Below are 20,869 nucleotides of genomic sequence, written 5' to 3'. Positions count from 1 at the left end.
GGTGACAAATCGGTAAGAAACCGGTAACGATGGTGTGATCCAGCCCGATACTGTGACGAGCCGCACTGAGCGGTCGGTTTTCGCATGGAGGTCGGATCGGTGAGGTGCCGCAGCGCGGTTTCGGCGGTGCTCGTCGCAGTGGGCTCGATGGTGGGTGTCGGTGGGGCGCACGCGCAAGAGCCGCAACCGGTTGCCGCGGTGGTGAATCAGACCGTCACGGTCGACGGTTCGCGGGCCGAGGTGACCTCGATCGACGGTCGGCAGGTGACGGTTCGGATCCACTCGGCCGCCATGGGTCGCGAGGTCTCGGTCAAGGTACAGCGCCCCGCCGACTCGTCGGTACCGCGGCCGTCGCTGTATCTGGTGAACGGCGCGGGCGGCGGCGAGGACACCGCCACCTGGGAACAGAACACCGATGTCGTCGACTTCCTGGCGGGCAAGGACGTCAACGTCGTCATGCCGATCGGTGGCGCGTGGAGCTACTACACCGACTGGCGCGAGCCGGATCCGATGCTGGGCGTGAACAAGTGGCGGACCTTCTTCCTCGACGAACTGCCCGTGCTCGTCGACACCATGTTCACCACGACCGGCAAGAACGCGATCGCGGCGAACTCGATGACGGCCACCTCCGTGCTCCAGCTCGCGATCGCCAAGCCGGGACTGTTCCGCTCGGTCGCCGCCTACAGCGGCTGTGCCCAGATCAGCGATCCGGTGGGCAGGCAGTTCGTCAATGTCGTGGTCGGGACCGGCGGCGGCGACGCGTCGAACATGTACGGACCGCCCGGTGATCCGGCCTGGGCGGCCAACGATCCCGTCGTCAACGCCGAGGGGCTGCGCGGGACGAAGCTCTACGTGTCGAACGGCAACGGGCTGCCCGGCGAGTTCGACAAGCTCGGCGATTCGCACCTGGTCACCTGGGGTCCGGTCGGCTTGGCCAACCAGATCGTCGTCGGCGGCGTCATCGAGGCCACGACCCGCTGGTGCACCAAGAACCTGCAGAATCGCCTGGAGGAACTCGACATCCCCGCGACCTTCGACCTGTCGACCCAGGGCACCCACTCGTGGGGCTACTGGCAGAAGGCCTTCAAGAACTCCTGGCCGTTGCTGGCCGAGGGGATGGAGATCCCCGCCTGATCAGTCGAGCTCGAACAACTTTGCCGCGTTGTCGTGGCAGACCTTGCGCAGCCACTCCGGACCGAGGTCGAGGCGTTCCAGTGCGGCGACGGCTTCGGCGTAGGGATAGGGGATATTGGGAAAGTCGCTGCCGAACAGAATGCGATCGGCGAAGCGGCGCAGGCGATCTCGCTCAGCGGGCGGAAAGGGTGCACCGCCTTCGCTGAAGTCGGTCCACACCATGGTGGTGTCGAGGTAGAGCTGCGGGTACTGCTCGGCCAGATCGAGGAACTCGCTGTACTCCGGAGTTCCCATGTGCGCGATGATCAAGCGCAGGGTCGGGAAGCGCCGCAGGAGTTCGGCGATGGGCGCGGGTCCGGTGAATTCGCCGGGGGCGGGGCCTGATCCACAGTGGATGAGCACGGGTGTGCCGGTCTCGGCGAGAATCGCCCACACCGGGTCGAGCAGCGGATCCAAGGGCGAGAACGCGCCGACCTGGATGTGCACCTTGAACACTCGCGCACCACCCTCGATGGCCTCGCGGACGTAGCGTGGCGCATCCGGCTCGGGGTAGAAGGTGGCGGTGTGCAGACAATCGGGGGTGCGGGCGGCGAACTCGGCGGTCCAGTCGTTGAGCCAGGCACCCATCTCCGGCTTGTGCGGATACACCAGCGAGGTGAACGCCCGGATGCCGAAGTCGCGCAGGGTCTTCAGGCGCACCTGTTCGTCATCGCGATAGGTGATCGGCCACGGTCGGCCCGTCAGCGGCCCCGCGGTGTCGAAGTAGGCCCAGACCTTGCGCATCACCTGGTCGGGCATGAAGTGGGTGTGGACGTCGATGATCGCGGGCAGCTGGTAGCGCGCGCGGAAGTCGGCGAGGTAGGCGACAGTGTCTACAGTCATGACTGCTCCGGGTAGAGGCGGCGGGCCAGGGCGCCGACGCGGGTGACGAGGCGTTCGAAGAAAACGGCGGGGTCGGTGCCGATCACGATGTCGGCGTTGGGTTCTCGGCCCCACATGCCCGACCAGTCGGCGACCGTGGTGGCCCGGGTGATGGTGCCGGCCAGCTCCACGTCGACGGTGGCCGGGCGGGTGGTCACCGAGGTCGGGTCGAGCGCGACCGCGGCCGCGAACGGGTCGTGCATGTGTGCCAGATAGCCCAGGTCGTACTGGTGATGGAAGTCGAAATAGAACCGCACCGCGTCGGTGAGATAGCGAATGATCGGATTGCTCGCCGCCGAACGGAATTCGGGGGGATCACCCGCACCGACATGCTCGATCGGCGCGCTGTGTGCCGCCTGTGCGAGCAGGGCGAGGTGTTCGGGCAGCATCTCGATGGACTCGGTGATATCCAGTGCGCACACCAGCGGCCTGCGGTCCGATGGCGTCGCCGAGAAGGCGTCGAACACCTCCTTGGCCGCTTCGGGGTCGACGTGGATGTTCCACTCGTTGGTCGGCGTCGTATTGCCGGGGTGGTTGAACGCGCCGCCCATGATGACGAGACGGTTCAGCAGACGCGGCAATTCGGGTTCGATGCGCAGGGCCAGTGCGAGATTGGTCAGCGGACCGGTACACAGGCCGATCACCTCGCCCGGAGCGGCACGGACCAGGTCCACCCAGAGCTGGGCCGCCGATCGGGACGACAGCGCACGCGGCGACACGGGCAGTTCGGCGTAGCCGAGACCCTGCGGACCGTGGGTGTCCTCGGTGGTGCGCAAGGGGATGGCGAGCGGCTCGGCCGCACCGAGCGCCACCTCGATCTCGGGCGCCCGGCCCAGGTCGAGCATCGCCAGGGTGTTCGCCGCGACCTGTGGCCCGTCCACGTTGCCCGCGGTGGCCGCGATGCCGATGATCTCGGCCTCGTCGCAGGCCAGCAGATACAGGATGGCCAGGGAGTCGTCGATCCCGGTATCGACATCGAGGATGATCTTCTGCGGCACGTCATCGAGAGTAGCCGCGGACCTTTCGAGGTCCGCGGCCAGTCCGTGGGTGGGTCAGTAGGTCGGGAGGGTGAACTCCTCGGTGTGGCCGAAGAAGATCTTCTTGGTGAGCGGACGCATCGGGCGCGACATCATCAGCCGCACGTTCGTCTTGGCGAGCCGCGTCAACAGCGGGGACTTGGGGATCATCATCGCCATACCGCCACCGGGGATCTCCTTGGCCTTGTCGAGGAACGGCGAGATCTTGTCCTGGTAGCGCTGCTGCGCGCCGGCCAGATCGTCCGGGGTGGCCGCGATCTCGGCGGCCAGGATGTAGGCGCCCACGATGGCCATCGCGGTGCCCATGCCGGTCAGCGGTGAGCCGCAGTAGCCGGCGTCGCCGATCAGTGTCACGCGGCCGACGGACAACTCGGGAACGTCGACGCGGGCGACTTCGTCGAAGTAGAAGTCGGGTGTGGACTCCATCGCCGCGAGGACGGCGGGAGCGTGCCAGCCCGCGTCGCCGATCGTCTTCCTGATCAGAGCGCGCTGGGCGTCGACGTCGCGCCGCAGCGCCGGGTCCGTCTCGGTGCGCATGGTGATGATCGCCTTGGCGGTAGCCGGGTCCGCGTCGGGACGGATGCCGAGCATGGCGCCGGGCACCAGCCGCATGCTGAACCAGCCGGGCTCCACGTCGGCAGGCTTGGGCATGGTGAAGAAGGCGCCGTAGCCGCCGAGGTTGGTGCTGAACTCCTCCTCGGGTCCGAAGACCAGTCGCCGCGTCGCCGAGTGGATGCCGTCGGCGCCGATCACCAGGTCGAACCGCTCGGTGGTGCCGGAGGCGAACGTGACGTCCACGCCGGTGTCGTCCTGGACGACCTGGTCGATCCACTCGCCGTAGCGGTAGTCCAGCTGACCGTTGTCGGCGGTGGCCAGCGCGTCGAGGAGCACCTGGTTGAGATCGCCTCGGGTGATCTCGATTTCGGCGACGGCGCCCTGCCCGTCGAAGTCCTCCATCGCCATCCTGGCGTAGATCTTGCCCTCGCCGTCGATGTAGGACATGCCGCGCTCGTCGAGCTGGTACTCGGCGATGCCCTCCATCAGGCCCATCCGCTCCGCGGCTTCCTTGCTCGGGCCACGCAGGTCGACGGCCTGGCCGCCGGGGCGGGGGACCGCGGCGCGCTCGACGACGGTGGTGCGAATGCCGCTGCGCAGCAACTGGAGTGCGACCGCGTTGCCGGCGATGCCGCCGCCGGAGACGAGAACGTGGAGGGTGCTGGTGATGCTCATGATGGTGTTTCCCGTCTGATGTACGAATGTCTTAGACATATGTCTAACAGAGATTTGCACGTATGTCTAGAACAAATGTCTGAGACGATCGGGTAGGCTGCTGAGCATGGGAAACAGAGAAGATCTACTGGCGGGGGCGCGCAAAGTGATTCTCGAGCGCGGCGTCGCGAAGGCGACCGCGCGCGATATCGCCGCCGCGGCGGGGGTGAGCCTGGCCGCGATCGGCTACCACTTCGGCTCGAAGGATCGCCTCGTCACCGAGGCATTGAGCGAGGCGCTCGGCACCGGGATGGGCGACGCGATGGACGAGCTGATCGCCGCGGGCACCGGCAAGTCACCCCTGGAGGGGCTGGCGCTGCTGTGGAACGGCATGCCCGAGGTGTTCGCGGGCAATCACGAGGCGATGTTGGCCAGCCTGGAGAACATCGTGCGGATCGTGCGCTCCGACGACGCGCGAGCGCAGCTGGGCGACCAGCTGTCCGGGGCGTTCGCCGACCTCGGCGCCCATGTGCAGGCGGCCCACCCCGAGCTCGACGCGGCACAGGCCGCGGCGATCGGGCGGATGTATTTCGTGATCGCCCAGGGACTCGGGATGCTGTGGCTGCTCGACCCGGGGGAGGTCGCTGTCGATGGTGATCAGCTCGCTGTGGCGATCCGGGCGCTCGCGGGGAAGTGACCCGGGCTGGTCACGGTCGGTGGTAGTGATCGGGCGCTTCGACCCAGAACGGCTGCGCTGATCCGTAGGGTGGTGCGGGCCAGCGGTAGTCGTCGTAGTCGGCGAATGCCGGTGCGGCCGTGACCAGTTCGCTGTGGGTGACGGTCGACGCCGGATCCGGCGGTGTCGGCGTGGGATGGTCGGGGCAGCGGTCGTGCGCGGCCAGCAGCCAGGATGCGGTGCGGGCCAAGGAAACTCGGATGTTGCGGCCGAACCCGTCGTCGGCGCGAGCCAGCAGGGCGTCCATCACGGCGGCGGCCAGCAGGTAGCCGGACCCGTGGTCGAGTGCCTGGGCGGGCAGTGCGCCGGGCCGATCCGGTGTTCCCTCGAGCAACGAAATGCCGGACACCGCTTGGACGATGCTGTCGAAACCTCGTCGCTCGCCCCACGGTCCGCTGGTACCCCAGGCGGAGACCGACGCCTCGATCAAGCCGGGACGTCCGGCAGCGCGGACACCGGCCGCGGCGAGGGCGCCCGGACGGTAGCCGGTGACCAGTACATCGGCCTCGTCTAGGAGAACCTCGAAGGTCGCGAGGTCGGTGCGTAGGTCGAGCAATGTCGAGCGCTTGCCCTGGCAGGTGTCGGAGAACTGCCAGTCGATCTCGGGCAGGTGCGGTGGGTCTATGCGCAGCACGTCGGCGCCGAGCAGGGCCAGCGTTCGAGTGGCCACCGGGCCCGCGAGGACGCGAGTGAGATCGAGTACGCGAAGGCCGGTCAGCGGTCGCTCGACGGTCGCGACGCGCTCGCCGCCACCTGGCCACGGTGGGGTGGACGCGCGTGCGTCGCGTGCGTCGACGGCGACCAATGCTCCGAAAGCGGCCGCGCGGCCCATCGGGCTGTCCGCCCATTCGCCCTCGGTGCGGACTCGTGCCGCGATGGCGCCCACGGCCGCGGCGGCGTCTTCGATCTCGGTGCCCTTCATCGCGGAAAATCGGGCGGTGAGCTGGGCGGCGTCACCCGCTGCCGGGAGGTCGAGCGCGCGCAGCAGGCGTTCTCGGTGATGGGGGTAGTTCGCGTGGGTGCGCACCCATCCGTCGGCGGTGGGGAAGAAGCCCGACAGCTCGGCGAAGAACGCGGGCGCGCTGCCGCCTCGCCGGAACAGCCGTTCGCTGCTGAACGCCGCGGTCACCCGGTCGGCATCGAGGCGAACAGGGCGCGCGGGCAGGCCGTGTGCGACTCTGACCCGGTTGGCGGCGGCGCTCACCGCCGCGACCGAACCCGCCGCGAGCGCCCACACCGGTAGGGTGGCCGCCAACCGCGCACCGGGGTCCGGCACGTCGGCATCGCTCGACGGCGGGAGTCCCAGTCCCGTCTCGTAGGCGTGGACGAGCTGCTGCGCGGTGGTCACATCGACCAGCCTAGTTGCGGTGAAGATGGTGAGGAGCGTGATGTGGGCGTGAATACAGCTGCGACGGAGTGGGTTCGGATCCTGCGATCGGACGCGGCGGCCCGCGGGCGGGTGACGTGTTTTCCGCCAGGCGGGGGATCGGCGACCTTCTATCGGGAGTTGGCCCGACACGTCGGCGCCGGCGTCGAAGTGACGGCGGTGCAGTATCCGGGCAGGCAGGACCGGCTCGGCGATCCGACGATCACCGACCTGCATCTGCTCGCCGACCGGATCGCCGCGGACATCGCGCGTCAGCCGGGCCCGGCCCGTGCGCTGTTCGGGCACAGCATGGGCGCGACCGTGGCCTACGAGACCGCACTGCGACTCGCCGTCGCGGGACAGCCGCCCCGCGCCCTCATCGTCTCCGGCCGTCCCGCACCGGAATTCGTCGACACCGGACAGCTACATCGAGGATCGGACGCCGCGCTCATCGACGATCTGGAGCGGCTGGCGAACGACCCGGCACCGGTGCGACTGCTACGCACCGAACCGGGCCTCGCCGATCTCGTGCTGCCCGCCGTGCGCGCCGACTACCAGGCGGTCGAAACCTATCGGCGTCGGCCGGGACCACTGTTGAGCTGCCCGGTCGTCGCGCTCGTGAGTACCGAGGATCCGACGACCACCGTGGCGCAGGCCGAACAGTGGCATGCGGTCACCGACGGGCCGTTCAGTCTGCGCACGTTCGGTGGCGGGCACTTCTACCTCGACGAACAGCACGCTGCGGTGGCGCAGGAGATCACACGACACGTGAACTGAGCCGGCGCTGGTACAGGCGCGCGTAGCCGAGCCACGATACGAGCACCGCCAGCGCCGCGAGCGCGCGCACCAAGCCGAGCGCGCTGTCGGGGTAGATCACCCCGGTGAGGTAGTGGTCGATGAATCCGGCGGCGGGCAACTCGCCCACCCCGGCCTGCCTGCGCGCCCAGTTCTCGGCGTAGGTGAGCGGGCAGTCGAAGCCGATCAGGATGGTGCCGAAGCCCCATGCCACGGCCAGCACGTGCAGGCCGATCGTGCGTGGCCATCGCCACGCCAGGAATCCGCCGGCGACCACGTACGCGATGAACGCGACGTGGGTGACGGCGAGAACGTCGGCCAGCACCCGGAACGGCACCTACTCAGGATATGTACCGTGCTCCCCGGGCGGCATCATGATCATCATTCCGGTTCGGCATCGCTTGGATCACCAGGGTGAAGGCCGGTAATCCTTGAGGAAGCAGCCGTACAGGTCGACGCCGTCCTCGCCCTGCACGATCGGGTCGTAGACGCGGGCGGCGCCGTCGACGAGATCGAGCGGGGCGTGGAAGCCCTCCTCGGCGAGGCGGACCTTGGTGAAGTGCGGGCGTTCGTCGGTGATCCAGCCGGTGTCGACCGCGGTCATCAGGATCGAGTCGGCCTCGAACATCTCGAGCGCGCTGGTGCGGGTGAGCATGTTGAGCGCGGCCTTGGCCATGTTCGTGTGCGGGTGGCCCGGGCCCTTGTAGCCGCGGCCGAACTGGCCTTCCATCGCGGAGACGTTGACCACGTACTTGCGCCTGCCCGCCGCGGCGGCCAGGGCGGGCCGCAACCGCGACACCAGGATGAACGGCGCGACCGAGTTGCACAGCTGTACTTCGAGCAGTTCGGTGGCCTCCACCTCGCCGACGGTCTGCACCCAGCTGTTGGTGTGCGCGAGGTCGGGGACGAGACCACCGGCGTCGATGGCCACGCCCGCCGCGATCCGCTCCGGGGTGGCCGAGCCCGCGACCAGCGCGAGTTCGGCGACGTCGGTGGCCGACAGCGACGGCGTGAGCGAGGCGGTGAGCGCGGTCGGGTGGGCCTGCATGGTCTTGCCGAAAGTGACCATCTCCGGCAGGACGCCCGCGGGCAGCGGCGCGGTCTCGGCGTCGACCAGGGCGCTGTAGGCGCCGGCCGATCGGCGCACGGTCTGGGCCGCGTTGTTGATCAGGATGTCGAGGGGGCCCTGGGCGGCGACGTCGTCGGCCAGGGCGACGACCTGCGCGGGATCACGCAGGTCGATGCCGACGATGCGCAGCCGGTGCAGCCAGTCCGCGCTGTCCTCCATGGCGGCGAAGCGGCGGATCGCGTCGTTGGGGAATCGGGTGGTGATGGTGGTGTGCGCACCGTCGCGCAGCAGGCGCAACGCGATGTACATGCCGATCTTGGCGCGACCGCCGGTGAGCAGGGCGCGTTTGCCGGACAGGTCGGTGCGGGCGTCGCGCTTGGTGTGGCTCGCGGCCGCGCACTCGGGGCACAGCTGGTGGTAGAACGCGTCGACCTGGGTGTACTTCTGCTTGCAGATGTAGCAGGGACGCGCCTTGAGCAGGGTGCCCGCGCTGGCGCCCGAGGTGGACGAGCTGATCGGGATGCCCGCGGTCTCGTCGTCGATGCGCTGCGGGGACCCCGTCGCGGTCGCGGCGATGACGGCGCGGTCGTTCGAGGAGATCTGCTCCCTGGCCTCGATGCGACGGCGGTGCTTGAGCTTCTTGAACATGTGCCCGACGGCGCGCTGCACGGCGATGGAGTCGGGGTGTTCCTTCTCCAGCTGACCGGCGCGTTCCAGTACCCGCAGACAGGTCGCCAGCTCATCCGGATCGATCGTGTTCTCGGTCATCGGGGAGTGCGACATTCCTTCGTGCGGGAGCGGTGGACGACATCTATTGTCGCATTGGCCGCGCGAGCGACCCGCTGGGTATCGTGATGGGCCGTCGCCGCAACCGCGCGACGGCTATCGAACTCGACGGAGAACCGCGATTTCCCCGCTGGACACCGACACCGCAGACGCGCCGCGCAGGCGCAGGCTCGAACCCGACGAGCGACGAGCGCAGATCCTGGCGTGTGCCATCGACATGTTCGGTGAGCGGCCCTACGCGGCGGTGTCGACCGCGGAACTGGCCCAGCGCGCGGGGGTGGCCCGTGGCCTGATCAACCACTACTTCGGCAACAAGCGTGACCTGTATCTGGCGGTGGTGCGTCGCATGGTGACCCTGCCGCGTCAGGACAAGGTGTCCATTCCCGACGGCTCCCCGGGCGAGCGGGTCGACGCGATCGTGGGCTGGCTGCTCGACACCATCGCCGAGCACGGCACCACCTGGGTGAAGGTGACCAGTCACGAGGGCGTCGGCGACGACCCCGAGGTGCAGCAGATCCTCGACCAGGCCGACGATGCCGCCGCCGAACGCATGCTGGTGATGATCGGGCGCGCGGATCTGGCAGACAGTGCACCGTTGCGCGCACTGGTACTCGCCTACGCGGGCCTGGTGAAAGTCGCCGGGCGCGAATGGATCACCCGAGGCACACTCACCCGGGCGCAGGTGCATCAACTGCTGGCCGACACCTTGCTCACGATGATCACCGTGACGATTCCCAGCGTGCTGGTCACCGAGCCGGTACCGCCTGTGGAATCGGGCGAGCGCTAGGAATCGAGCGCGCGACCCGAGCGTCGCATCGCGAGCGCGGCGGCACTGTAGCGCTGGGGTCCGGCATGGCCGGGTGCGTGCCCGGTGCGACCGAGCATCTGCTCGATCTTCTTTTCCCGGTGATGCTCGAACATCAGCGCACCGACGCCGCCGCCGAGGAAGAGCAGCGTCATGATCCCGGCCAGCACGGCCCATCCGGTGTGCTCGGTGCCTGCCGCGACGAGGGTGCACGCGAGCCCGACCACCCCGATCGCGCACATGATGATGCCGGGGACGTTGTAGTCATCGGCCAGCAGATCACCGGCCTGGGCATGCCAGGCGCGGTCTGCCGACGGCGTGCTGTCGGACATGAGTCCTCCTCGCGAGCTCCGGGGTGCGCGCAACGGTGTACTTGATGACCAGCATGAACCTGTTCCGTCTGCCGGGGTAAGGGTGTTAGCCGGTTCGTTACCAGGGACCTCGCGCGGGTTGACACGTTATGTCACTGTGACCCTATTTCGCGTTTGAGCTGTGCTACCGGGCTTGGAGTCCTTATTCTCGTCGCGTAACCCGGCGCCGCACCTGTTTGTGCGCCCGGGGAGATCGGAGAGGGACCCGGGGTTGATGGCACGGTACGAGGAATGGGATGACGACCCCGAGCAGGAGTCCGACGATCGGCGTTGGGACGGCCAGCGCTGGCCGCAGGTGAGCGCGGACAATGCGGCGGGCGGTCGCCGCGGTGACCAACCGCGCGTGAATCCGTACTCGATGGTGGCGCTGGCCGCAGCGCTGGTACTGCTGTTCCCGATCGCGATCGTGTTCGGGCTGCTGTCGTTCGGGCATCCGCGTGGGCGGGGGATCGCGTTGCTGGCGTTGCTGCTCGGCATTTCCGAGGTGGCGGTCGCGGTAGCGATCGGGCTCGCCGTTTTCGGTGGGTTGGACGTGTCGATGCCCGTACTCGCCCAGTCGGCGGCGACGACTACACCGACGCCGGTGTCGGTGACCTCGCCCGCGGCACCGACGGTGACCGAGGCCGTCCCGGTGACGAGTCCCGCGGGCGCCGGCGAGAAGATCGGCGTGGTCGAGAAGGGCACGGAGTGCACTGCGGAGAAGGCCGGTCTACTCGGCGTCGCGGCAGACGGTGCGACATTGCTGTGCCTGCGCGGACCGAGTGGTCATACCTGGTCCGGGCCGTTCAAGGTGTCGGGTTCCTACTACACCGCGGGAGCGAAATGCGATCCCTCGGTGGACAAATCGGGCCGTACCTCCGACAACCACGCGCTCGTGTGCGAGGGCAAGGGCAGCGCCGCGGTCTGGTCGCCCTGGACCACCGAGTAGGTTCTCACTCCTTCTTGGCCCGGCTCGGTTGTACGCGCGGCGGCTCGTTGGGCATCTTCGGATACTGCGGTGGCCACGGTGCGTCCATCAGCCCCGCTGCCATATCGCGCTCCGACATTGCCAGCAGCGATTCGATCGACTGCGGTGCCCGGTTCGCCCAGGGATCACCCGATTCGGCGAGGCGGGCAGGCACGGTGGCGAGGGTGAGTTCGTCGGGGACGACGGTGTCGAGCTCGGCCCAGGTGATCGGTGTCGACACCTGGCCGCCGACCTTCGGCCGCACCGACCAGGCACCGAACACGGTCTTGTGCGGGGCGTTCTGATTGAAATCGATGAACACCCGCGAGCCGCGCTCCTCTTTCCACCACTGCGCGGTGATCTCCTCGGGATGCCTGCGTTCGAGCTCCCTGGCCAGTGCCACCGCGGCGGCGCGCACCTCGTAGCCGTCCCAGCGCGGTTCCAGCGCCGCGTAGATGTGCAGGCCCCGTGAGCCCGAGGTCTTGATGGCGGAGTCGATGCCGAGTTCGGCCAGCAGTTCGCGGGTGAGCACGGCGGCGCGACGCAGATCATCGAAACCGATACCGGGCGAGGGATCGAGGTCGATGCGCAATTCGTCGGCGATCCGCAGATCGGGAACGTGATTGGGCCACACGTGAAAACCGAGGCAGCCCTGATTCACCGCCCACAGGATGTGCGCGAGATCGTGGGCCACCAGCGCGTCGCTGGTGGTGCCGTTGGGGGTGGACACCTCCACGGTCTGCAACCAGTCCGGCGCCGACTTCGGCACCCGCTTCTGGAACCACGACTTGCCCGACGCGCCGTCGGGATAGCGTTCCAGCAGCAGCGGTCGGCCACCGATCACACCGAGCAGCGGTTCGGCGACGGCGCGGTAGTAGTTGACCAGATCGAGCTTGGTCTCGCCGCGTTTGGTGAAGTAGACCTTGTCGGGATTGCTGATGGTCAGCGCGCGGCCGTCGATGTCGAGTTCCATCGCGGCGCTCATCGGCCGACTCCGAAGATCGCGTCGAGCTCGGCGGGCGCCACTTCATCGAGCTGGGCGTAGGTGCACGAATCGGGAGTCCGGTCGGCGCGGAACCGCGCCAGCCGCCCACCGTGGCGGAACCGTCCCGACTGCACGTGCTCGTAGCGCACCTCGGCGACCAGCTCGGGCCGCAACGGCTCCCACGACAGATCCTTGCCGCCGCTCCAACGACTCTGCCCGCCGGGCATCTTGCCGTCGGCATCGGCCTGAGCGGCGGCGTCGGCCCAGTTGCGCCACGGATGATGGTCGAGCGCGTTCTCGCGCAACGGTGCCAGCTCGCCGAGTAGTTCGCGACGCCGGGCCGCGGTGAAACTGGACGCCACCCCGACATGGTGCAGATTGCCCTCGTCGTCGAACAGGCCGAGCAGCAGCGAACCGACGCCCTCGCCGTCCTTGTGCATCCGGTATCCGGCGACCACGCAGTCGGCGGTGCGTTCGTGCTTGATCTTGAGCATCACTCGCTTGTCCTGCAGGTAGGCCAGCTCGTCGGACTTGGCCATCACGCCGTCGAAGCCAGCGCCTTCGAAGCGGGTGAACCAGTCCTGAGCCACGTCGGGATCGTGGGTGATCGGCGTGAGATGGATCCGGCCGGGCGCGGCGTCGAGCAACGACTCGAGCTCGCGGCGCCGCTGCGCGAACGGTTCGGTGGTGAGATCGCGATCGCCGAGGGCGAGCAGATCGAAGGCGACGAAACTGGCCGGTGTCTCCGCTGCGAGTTTGGTGACCCGCGACGCGGCCGGATGCAACCGCTGCTGCAAGGTGTCGAAATCGAGGCCGTGATCGGTGACGACCACGATCTCCCCGTCCACGACACAGCGTTGCGGCAACGCCTCCTTCAGCAGCTCGGCCAACTCGGGAAAATACCGGGTGAGCGGGCGGTCGTTGCGGGAGCCGAGTTCGATCTCGTCACCGTCGCGGAACACGATGCAGCGGAAGCCGTCCCACTTGGGCTCGTAGCTGAGTCCTGGTTCGCGCGGTAGCGACGGCGTCGACTTGGCCAGCATGGGGCGCACTGGCGGCATCACCGGTAGATCCATCCGATCCTCCTCGCGGGTGTGTTCACCCGTGTCGACGATGCGAGCACGCCCGATTCATCGGTGTGTGAGGCGATCGTAGGACGGAGCACCGACACGTGCGCGGACATCGCGTGCGTGCCTGTCGCGCTCGGGGAGTCCGCGCCGGAGTTCATCGGCGGGCGCGATAGCCCGGGGGCGAGATCAGCTGTCGAGCCAGCCGTGCTCGTCGGCGAAGATGGTGAACCGGTCGCGGATGGTGATGATCTCGGCCGCGGTGAGCGCGGGGGACGCTTCCAGCAGCAATTCCGTGATCTGCTGACGCAGTTCGTCGGGACCGAGCCGGTCGCCGCCCTTGCGCGTCTTCGGAGTGGCGGGGGGCTGTCCGACCCCGGTCAGGTTGATCGCCTTGGGGCCCCGATCGCCTTCGGTCACATCGAATTCGAACAGCCGACCCTGGCGCAGCTCGTCCTCGTCGAGGCCGATGTCGTTGACGTGGACGAACACATCGGGCCCGCCGTCATCGGGCCGGATGAACCCGAAACCCCGTGAACCGTCGAACGACACCAATTTCCCGATGGACACCAACCAACTCCTCGCTCCGCTTCCCGTCGCTACTCTAACGCGGCTTTTGGGCGATTTCGCCCGGAAAGTGGATAGTCGGCGAAATCTTGGGATTCGCGATACATGCGGGCTGACCGAGCATGGTCACGATCCGGTAACTGTGTGTTCACATCGGCTCGTTAGCGTTCCTCACCTGTCGGAACGGTGTGGAGGTTGTAGACGCGTGTCGGGCCCCGGTGTGGGGAGGAGATCGGGGGGATTCGACGCCGGTAGTGGCGTTTTGTCGGCGACGGCGCGTATCGGGAGCGACCCGGTCTGTGTCCGGCCCGTCGCGGCACCGGTGCTCGCCCCGCGGCCGTGTCCGGCGCATGTGCCGCTGGCGCCCGCGCAGGAGCGAATGTGGCATGCCGCGCGACTCGGCCGGTCGGCGGATTGGAATGTCGCGCGCGCGATGCGCTTGCGCGGCGCGTCGGTCGACGTGGCGGCGTTGCGGGCGGCGCTGAAATTCCTTGTCGCCCGCCATGTTCCGCTGCGGACCCGGTTTCCGGCGACCGAGCTCGGTCCGGCTCAATGCGTCGTCGATCCCGACGATGTCGTCCTCGATGTGGCCGAATGTGTTGTCAGCGAAGCCGAACTCGTCCCCGCCGTCGCCGCGCTGGCCGGGCAGCCCTTCGACCTCGCCCGTGAGCTGCCGGTGCGGGCGCGGCTGTTCGTGCTCGGGCCCGACGATGTGGTGCTTGCCCTTGTCGTGCACCACATCTCGGTCGACGGCCGCTCGATGGGCCCGCTGATCCGCGACCTCGTCACCGCCTACCTGGCCTGTCGCGCCGGCACCGTCCCGCACTGGCCGCCGCTGCCGGTCAGCTACATCGACTACACCCTGTGGAAGCACGAGCAGCTCGGCGAGTTCACCGACGAGTGGAGCCGGGCCACCCATCAGCTGCGGTACTGGGCCAATGCGCTGGCCGGCCGCCCCGCCCTGCTCGACCTGCCCGCCCGGGAAGTCCCCGCCGCCCCGATCGACCCGGTCGCCGGTGCGCTGCTGCCGATTTCGTTCGACGCCGCGACCCATGCCGGGCTGCTGCGGATGGCGCAGGAGGGGCGGGCGAGCTTGTTCATGGTGCTGCAGGCCGCGTTCGCCCTCACTGTCGGCGCGTTCGCGCGCAGCTCCGATGTCACAGTCGCCACGGCGGTTTCGGGTCGCGATCACCGTCTGCTCGACGATCTCATCGGCAACTTCTCCGATGACGTGCTGATGCGCGTGCGCCTCGACCGCGCCGCCGACGTCGGCGAGCTCCTCGATCAGGTGCGCCGGGTGGCGCTCGCCGCGTACGCCCACCCCGACACCCCCAATCCACGCCTCAAGCGCTGCCTGCTGCAAGATGCCGCGCTCCCGCTGTTCCAGGCCACACTCATCCTGCAGCGAGCAGGGGCGCCACGCGCCCCTGTCGAACCTGCTCCGGCGCAGGGGCTTTCGATCACCGAGGTGCCGACCGGGGTCGTCAGGGCCAAGCACGACCTCGAGTTCGGGCTCACCGACCACTACGACGCGCTCGGCGCACCCACGGGGGTCGACGGGTCGTTCATCTACCCGATCGCCCGGTTCGACGAGGCGACCGCGCAGCAGTTCGTGGCGCGCTTCCGTGCGGTCGTCGGACTGCTCGCCGATGGGTATCGCGGCCCGCTCACGGTGTTGCTGGCGACGGCCGGTCGCGGTCGTGCGCTGAGCACAGCCCGCCGTGCCACCAGGGTGCTCGTCTGATCAGCCGCCGCGCTCCATCGCGTACCCGGCGTCGCGCCACGCGACGATGCCGCCGGCGAGGCTGAACGCCTCGCAGCCCGCGCGGTGGGCCACCGCGGCGAAACGCAGCGAGGTTTCCCCGACCGGGCACACGAACACCACCGGCCGTGACCGCGGAAACGGCACACCCTGGGTGAGCATCTCGTCGAGCTGGTCGTCGCGGATGTTGAGCGCGCCGGGGACATGGCCGACGCGGTAGGCCATCGCGCCGCGGGTATCGACGACGGTGGGTCTGGCCGTGCGGTCCAGTTCGGCCAGCTCAGCGGGGGACAGCGTCGGCGCGGTGTCGTCGGGACTCGGGGGCGCGGGCCCGATGGGCTTGCCGAACAGCTCCGGCCTGCGTTTGGCGACATAGGACAGATACGGTTCGATCCGGTCACACACGATCAGCACGGCCACCAGTGCTCTGCCCTCGGGGCGCGGTGCCGCCGCCAGGGTGCGAAGGGCGGCGCAATAGCCCGCGCCGCTGGTGGGTCCGGCGAGCACGCCGTAGCCGCGCATCAGGTCCAGGGTCGACTCGATGGCGGCGGCGGAGTCGACGGTGACGATCTGATCGTAGAAATCCGGCCGGAACAGGCCGACGTCCCACATCTCGCGTTCGGAGCGGATGCCGGGGATGAAATCGAAGCGGTCCGACACCACCCCGACAGTGCGCAGGTCCGGATGGTGAGCGAGCAGGGCGGTCGCGGTGCCTCGGGTGGAGCCGGTGGTGCCGAGGCCGCCGATCAGGTAGTCGAGATGGTCGATGCCCGCGTCCGCGAGGTCGGTGGCGATCTCGGTGCCGGTGCCGTCGTGATGGGCGGCGATATTGCGCTCGTTCGTGTACTGCGAGGGGTGATACCAGCGGTCGGGCGCCTGCCCGATGGTCTGCTCGATGACCGCCGAAACATCATCGGCCGCATGGGGATCAGGGCATTCGGACAGGCCGGGAAGCTCCACGATCTCGGTGCCGAGCAGTTGCAGCAGTTGGCGCACCTCGCTCACCCGGATCCGGTTGGTGACCGCGCGCAGCGGGATGCCGTGCAGCGCGCCGAGTACCCGCAGTGCTTTGGCGGTGTTGCCGCTCGACGCCTCGATGAACGACTGTCCGCCCGCGCGGACGCGCTCGAGGTCGTCGCGGATCATCGCCCAGGCGACGCGGTCCTTCACCGAACCGAAAGGGTTGTGCGATTCCAGTTTCGCGTACAGCTCGACCTCGGGCAGCCCGTGGACGGCGGGGTCGAGGCGCAGCAGGGGAGTGTTGCCGATCAGCTCGGTGATGTGGGTGTAGACCATCACCGGCCCCCGGGCCGATAGTCGGCGTCCGGGCACAGGACGAACTGTCCCTCTCGGTGCAGCACAGCGACTTTCGCGGGGGTCGGGTGCATGGCGGCCTGCGCGGCCGACAGGTCCGTGTGGTAAGCGGCGGTATTGGGGAACACCACCGGATCGCCGGGGGACGGCAGCTGCGCGACCCGCACCTGCCGCTGGGTGATCAGGTCGCGCTCGAGACACAGGTGCCCGGCGAAATACACCCCGGCAGGCCGCGGTTCGGCTACGTCGGCCAGCACGATCGGATCGATGAGCACCTCCTGGTCGGCGGCGGTGACGGTGTCGCGGCTGAGATCCAGATGGACCAGCGTCGCGCCGTTACCCGCCTGTTTGACGAACTCGACCTGCGCCACGGTGATGCCCGCCTGGTCGACCAGCGCTTTGCCCGGTTCGAGCCACAGATCGAGGAGATTGTCGGTGAGCACCGCCGCCAGCGCCCGTCCGCCGTGCCCGGGCAGCGGGGCGGCGAGCAGTTCGGCGAGGATGTCGGCGGCGGGTTCGGTATTGGCGTACTTGTGGAACACCGGTCCGCCGTGCACCATTCCCTCGGCGACGTGATAGCCGAAAGTGTTGCTGCCCCAGTGCATCGCGGGGCCACGCCCGAGCAGGCCCGCCCGCAGTGCGTGGTCATAGGCGTCGTACCCCCCGGCATCGGCGGTGAAGACCTGGCGCAGGCCGCCGCCGATATCGAGCACCGTCGGCGAAAGGCCGTGCGTGTAGGCCCGTTCGATCAGTTCCAGACAGTCGCCCACGGCGTTGACCCGTTCCGCGGTGGCAGCGGTGTCGAGGTGAAAGGCGAATCCCCGCAGCCGCAGCCGGTCTCGGTGACGCACCAGCAGGTCCAGCGCCGTCGCCACGTCGGTGAGATCGATGCCGAACCGGCTCGGTGAGCTGCCGGCGAATCCCGAAACACGCAGCAATACCGGCACCGCCATCTCCGGGGGCGCCAGCTCGGCCAGGGTCGCGAGTTCCCAGAGATTGTCGACATTGATCGTCGCCGCGGCCGCCAACGCGGCCCGCAGCATCGTGGCGCCCTTGGGTCCGGTCACCTCGATGCGATCGGCGGGGAATCCGGCGGACAGCGCGGAACGCAGTTCTCCCGCGGACGCCACGTCGATGGCGATTCCCGCGTGCGCGGCCGTACGGGCGAACGCCGCGGAGCGATTCACCTTGTGCGCGTAGCAGATTCGATGCCGAACCGCTCCCGCGTCGAGCACCGCGCGCAGTGCGGCGAGGTTGGCGGTGAAGATCTGCGGGAACACCAGATGCACGGGGGAGCCGTAGCGGCGCAACGCGGCGCGCACGCCGTCGCGATCGGTGAGGAACGCGGCGACGAGCGGATGCAGCGCGGCGGGAACGGCGGGCGGGATCATCCCACCGACGCGCCGGGCACCTGCGCCGGCACGTCGTCGACCGGGTTGTAGCCGCCGTCGCGCAGTGCCTCGAAGACACGGAACCTGTTGCGCGGACTGCGAATCCGGGCAGTCACCCGCTTGGACTCCAGATCGACCTCGATGACCGCGATCTCCATCGATTCGAGCAGGGCGGTGATCGTGCGGACACAATGTCGGCAGCTCATATCGGGGACGTAGAAGACGCCGTCGTCGCCGGTGGGTCCGGTGCCCGGCTGTTCCTCGGTCAGGTCCTCGACCACCTCCACCGAGCCTGCCAGCGCGGCGAACGTCTCGACGAACCGATCGACAACCGTGGCGAGGACGTGCACACCGGCACCGTCGACGTCGTGTTGGGTCGCCGCGAGACAGGTGGGTCGCGTGTCGGCGGGCAGCAGCGCGTATTGCCGTGAGATCAGGTCGAGGTCGTCGTGGTATTTCGCGACGGCCGCCTCGGTCTCGAGGCCCTCCTCGCTGGTCGCGCGCAGCATCACCGCGTGCGCGTCGGCGATGGTGGCGTCTTTCATCGCGCGCAGGACGGCGATCGAGTCGGCGGTGTAGCGCACGGACCCGTCGGGCTGGGTGGCAAAGCGCACCGGGATCATCCCGCGCCGGAAGGTCGACGCCTGCAATTCCCAGAACCAGCGGGTGGCGACAGCGGTGAAGATGCCGCAATCACGCATCCCCGTGGTGAATTCGACGAGCCCGCGATAGGGGGTGTCGGCGGCGATGAGCCCGTGCTGGACCAGCGCGCGCCCGGTCGCCTCGATGCCGACCCGGAAGATCTCGTGCGGATCGTGATCGGTGGTGGTCGCGGAAAGGACGCCGTGATCGTGGGCGGGTAGCGCCGCGGCGCGCGCCGGGAGTCCGGATGCCGCCAGCGAATGCCACAGCGCGAGGACTGTTTCCCGCGCGAGCACCGCGAGTTCGGGGCCCGCGCCCGCGGTGTGGAAGTACCCGGTGTTGGGAATGCCCGCGCTGTCGGTCCACGTGAGGCGGTGGGTCGCGCTGGTCACCTGATCCGGGCGGCACGGTCGCATGAACCGTTCCAGGTACATCCGCTGGGATTGGGTCAGCGCGGCACCGGATTCAGGTTGTAATGCTGTGGCACGGTAGGTGATTCGGGCCGGAGGCGGCGGCTCGGTAGCGGCGAACAGTCCGGGAGCGGCCAGGCGGGCCAGTACCAGGGACGCGGCGCGGCGATCGTAGTGCTGCACGGTGGGCGAGCCCATCGTTCCTCCTCGGCGTCGGGGGCTTGAAGGGCAGGTCGTTCAGCGCCCGTGTCCGGCGATGCCGGACACGCAGGCGACGAATCGGTCGATCTCGTCGAGGGTGTTGTAGAGGTGGGTACTCACCCGCACCGAACCGGTCCCGGCGTCGGCCGAGGGCACGCAATGCGCTCCGGTTCGCACCAGGAAGCCGGCATCGGCCAGGACGAACCCCAGGTCGGCCGCACTGATCTCGTCGAGGGTGAACGAGACGATCCCGTAGCCGACGGCGCAGCTCGCGTGCGCGGGCCCCGGGAGGAAGTCGAGCCCGGGGACCTCGCGCAGACCGTCGGTGAGTCGCAGGGTGAGCACCCGGTTGTGCTCGGCGACCGCGAAGCGATCGAGCTCGTCGAGAAGATCGAAAGCCGGTGCCAGGGACAGGATCCCGGGGATGTTGTGGGTACCGCCCTCGAGTAGCTCGGGCATTCCGGTGCCGACGAGACCGGTGTCGGTGATCCTGACCCCGGAGTTGCCGCCGGGCAGGAAGGGCCGCAGCCTGTCGTGCACCCGACGGTGGCAGTACAGCAGGCCGATCCCGGGCGCACCGAACATCTTGTGCCCCGCGAAGACCGCGAAATCGGCGCGCAGCGCGGCCACGTCGACCGGCAGGTGCCCTCCGCTCTGCGAGCAGTCGAAGCACAGCAGGATCTCGGGGTCGATCCGGCCGTGCAATTCCTCGAGAGTGGTGAGCCCGCCGTACACGTGATGGAGGTGGCTGGTGGTGATCAGGCGGGTGCGCGGACCGACCTGCGCGAGGATGTCCTCGATATCGGCTTCGCCGGTCGCGGTGCTCCGGTAGGACCGCAACACGATGCGGCGGCCGAACCGGGCGAGGGTGTCGCGCAGATGGTGCCACGGCAGCACATTGGCGGCGTGATCGGCGGGGTTGTAGAGGATCTCGTCGCCGTCGTTCAGCTCGGCCAGGCCCCAGCTGTGCGCGACGGCGCCGAGCGCGGCGGTGGCTCCGCTGGTGAACACGATCTCGTCGCAGTGGCGCGCGCCGAGAAAACCGGCCGCCCTGGTACGGACAGCGGCGATCCGCGCCGACAGTGCGGTGGCCCAGCCGTAGGTGCCGCGGCCAGCGTTGGCGGTGTGCTCGCGGTGATAGTCGGTGACGGCCGCGATGACGGTGTCGGGCTTCTGCGTCGTCGCGGCACTGTCGAGATAGACCACCGCGGGATCGGCCAGGGCCGGAAATCGTGTGCGAATCGAGGCGGGCACCGGGGTGGGCGCGTGCCGGATCACCGAGGCGGCGGCGAGCTCGGGCCGGACGGGGTGCACCTGCTCAACGATACGCACGTTTCTGGTACGGCTCGCGAAGA

Annotated in this window: 20 protein-coding genes; 6 read left to right on the top strand and 14 right to left on the bottom strand. The window is 68.8% G+C overall.

What is annotated here, in order from left to right; genetic code table 11:
• The first annotated feature begins 84 nt into the window (after positions 1–84).
• On the top strand, positions 85–1,134 hold the full coding sequence (locus tag ACFVJ5_RS08885; RefSeq protein ID WP_379219291.1) for an alpha/beta hydrolase: 1,050 nt from the start codon (positions 85–87) through the stop codon (positions 1,132–1,134).
• Here the strand turns inward: ACFVJ5_RS08885 and ACFVJ5_RS08880 are convergent, their stop codons facing one another.
• From ACFVJ5_RS08880 to ACFVJ5_RS08870, 3 genes are read right to left on the bottom strand one after another with little or no spacing between them, the layout of a single operon-like run.
• Positions 1,135–2,016 carry an amidohydrolase family protein gene (locus tag ACFVJ5_RS08880; RefSeq protein ID WP_379219290.1) on the bottom strand — a complete coding sequence of 294 codons (882 nt, stop codon included), beginning with the start codon at positions 2,014–2,016 and terminating at the stop codon, positions 1,135–1,137.
• The gene (locus ACFVJ5_RS08875) at positions 2,013–3,053 is read right to left on the bottom strand and encodes a nucleoside hydrolase (RefSeq protein ID WP_379219289.1); all 1,041 of its coding nucleotides are present in this window, start codon (positions 3,051–3,053) and stop codon (positions 2,013–2,015) included. Before ACFVJ5_RS08875 ends, ACFVJ5_RS08880 begins: the two co-directional genes overlap by 4 nt.
• 54 nt (positions 3,054–3,107) lie before the next feature.
• Complete coding sequence (locus tag ACFVJ5_RS08870; protein WP_379219288.1) at positions 3,108–4,322, bottom strand: FAD-dependent monooxygenase; 1,215 nt, start codon at positions 4,320–4,322, stop codon at positions 3,108–3,110.
• Positions 4,323–4,428: 106 nt separating this feature from the next.
• On the opposite strand from ACFVJ5_RS08870, the gene ACFVJ5_RS08865 reads away from it, so the two are divergent.
• Positions 4,429–4,998: a TetR family transcriptional regulator gene (locus ACFVJ5_RS08865; protein WP_379219287.1), complete on the top strand. Its 570-nt coding sequence runs from the start codon at positions 4,429–4,431 to the stop codon at positions 4,996–4,998.
• Positions 4,999–5,008: 10 nt separating this feature from the next.
• Here ACFVJ5_RS08865 and ACFVJ5_RS08860 read toward each other — a convergent pair whose 3' ends face one another.
• Complete coding sequence (locus tag ACFVJ5_RS08860) at positions 5,009–6,385, bottom strand: CoA transferase (protein WP_379219286.1); 1,377 nt, start codon at positions 6,383–6,385, stop codon at positions 5,009–5,011.
• A gap of 42 nt (positions 6,386–6,427) precedes the next feature.
• Between ACFVJ5_RS08860 and ACFVJ5_RS08855 the strand changes: the two genes are divergently transcribed.
• A complete protein-coding gene (locus ACFVJ5_RS08855) occupies positions 6,428–7,180 on the top strand; it encodes a thioesterase II family protein (RefSeq protein WP_379219285.1) in 753 nt (250 codons plus the stop codon).
• On the opposite strand, the gene ACFVJ5_RS08850 is transcribed toward ACFVJ5_RS08855, so the two are convergent.
• Positions 7,161–7,535: a DUF2784 domain-containing protein gene (locus tag ACFVJ5_RS08850; protein WP_379219284.1), complete on the bottom strand. Its 375-nt coding sequence runs from the start codon at positions 7,533–7,535 to the stop codon at positions 7,161–7,163. The genes ACFVJ5_RS08855 and ACFVJ5_RS08850 overlap by 20 nt on opposite strands.
• A gap of 69 nt (positions 7,536–7,604) precedes the next feature.
• Positions 7,605–9,035, bottom strand: a complete 1,431-nt coding sequence (locus ACFVJ5_RS08845; protein WP_379219283.1) for an SDR family NAD(P)-dependent oxidoreductase — start codon at positions 9,033–9,035, stop codon at positions 7,605–7,607.
• A 235-nt stretch (positions 9,036–9,270) separates the two neighbouring features.
• Between ACFVJ5_RS08845 and ACFVJ5_RS08840 the strand changes: the two genes are divergently transcribed.
• Positions 9,271–9,840, top strand: a complete 570-nt coding sequence (locus ACFVJ5_RS08840) for a TetR/AcrR family transcriptional regulator (protein WP_379219282.1) — start codon at positions 9,271–9,273, stop codon at positions 9,838–9,840.
• On the opposite strand, the gene ACFVJ5_RS08835 is transcribed toward ACFVJ5_RS08840, so the two are convergent.
• A complete protein-coding gene (locus tag ACFVJ5_RS08835) occupies positions 9,837–10,190 on the bottom strand; it encodes a hypothetical protein (protein ID WP_379219281.1) in 354 nt (117 codons plus the stop codon). The genes ACFVJ5_RS08840 and ACFVJ5_RS08835 overlap by 4 nt on opposite strands.
• Positions 10,191–10,443: 253 nt before the next feature.
• On the opposite strand from ACFVJ5_RS08835, the gene ACFVJ5_RS08830 reads away from it, so the two are divergent.
• Positions 10,444–11,157 carry a hypothetical protein gene (locus ACFVJ5_RS08830; protein WP_379219280.1) on the top strand — a complete coding sequence of 238 codons (714 nt, stop codon included), beginning with the start codon at positions 10,444–10,446 and terminating at the stop codon, positions 11,155–11,157.
• Positions 11,158–11,161: 4 nt separating this feature from the next.
• Here the strand turns inward: ACFVJ5_RS08830 and ligD are convergent, their stop codons facing one another.
• The 3 genes from ligD to ACFVJ5_RS08815 form a co-directional block, all read right to left on the bottom strand.
• Entirely contained in the window at positions 11,162–12,160 is a 999-nt protein-coding gene (gene ligD / locus ACFVJ5_RS08825) for a non-homologous end-joining DNA ligase (RefSeq protein ID WP_379219279.1), read from the bottom strand.
• Positions 12,157–13,236 (bottom strand): ATP-dependent DNA ligase, encoded by a 1,080-nt coding sequence (locus tag ACFVJ5_RS08820; protein WP_379219278.1) that lies wholly within the window; start codon positions 13,234–13,236, stop codon positions 12,157–12,159. Before ACFVJ5_RS08820 ends, ligD begins: the two co-directional genes overlap by 4 nt.
• Before the next feature lie 180 nt (positions 13,237–13,416).
• Positions 13,417–13,800 (bottom strand): cold shock domain-containing protein, encoded by a 384-nt coding sequence (locus ACFVJ5_RS08815; RefSeq protein WP_379219277.1) that lies wholly within the window; start codon positions 13,798–13,800, stop codon positions 13,417–13,419.
• A gap of 199 nt (positions 13,801–13,999) precedes the next feature.
• On the opposite strand from ACFVJ5_RS08815, the gene ACFVJ5_RS08810 reads away from it, so the two are divergent.
• Positions 14,000–15,538: a condensation domain-containing protein gene (locus tag ACFVJ5_RS08810; RefSeq protein WP_379219276.1), complete on the top strand. Its 1,539-nt coding sequence runs from the start codon at positions 14,000–14,002 to the stop codon at positions 15,536–15,538.
• Here the strand turns inward: ACFVJ5_RS08810 and ACFVJ5_RS08805 are convergent, their stop codons facing one another.
• From ACFVJ5_RS08805 to ACFVJ5_RS08790, 4 genes are read right to left on the bottom strand one after another with little or no spacing between them, the layout of a single operon-like run.
• Positions 15,539–16,852 (bottom strand): pyridoxal-phosphate dependent enzyme, encoded by a 1,314-nt coding sequence (locus ACFVJ5_RS08805; protein ID WP_379219275.1) that lies wholly within the window; start codon positions 16,850–16,852, stop codon positions 15,539–15,541.
• A complete protein-coding gene (locus tag ACFVJ5_RS08800; protein ID WP_379219274.1) occupies positions 16,852–18,261 on the bottom strand; it encodes a decarboxylase in 1,410 nt (469 codons plus the stop codon). Before ACFVJ5_RS08800 ends, ACFVJ5_RS08805 begins: the two co-directional genes overlap by 1 nt.
• Positions 18,258–19,511, bottom strand: a complete 1,254-nt coding sequence (locus ACFVJ5_RS08795; protein WP_379219273.1) for a heavy-metal-associated domain-containing protein — start codon at positions 19,509–19,511, stop codon at positions 18,258–18,260. The genes ACFVJ5_RS08800 and ACFVJ5_RS08795 overlap by 4 nt, the downstream gene beginning before the upstream one ends.
• Positions 19,512–19,550: 39 nt before the next feature.
• A complete protein-coding gene (locus tag ACFVJ5_RS08790; RefSeq protein WP_379219272.1) occupies positions 19,551–20,828 on the bottom strand; it encodes an aminotransferase class V-fold PLP-dependent enzyme in 1,278 nt (425 codons plus the stop codon).
• Positions 20,829–20,869 lie beyond the last annotated feature (41 nt).

Source organism: Nocardia sp. NPDC127606 (genome assembly GCF_042671725.1).
In the GTDB taxonomy this organism is placed as follows: Bacteria; Actinomycetota; Actinomycetes; order Mycobacteriales; family Mycobacteriaceae; genus Nocardia.
The sequence above is the reverse complement of the archived record's forward strand: the minus strand, read 5'-3'. Positions and strand labels throughout refer to the sequence as shown.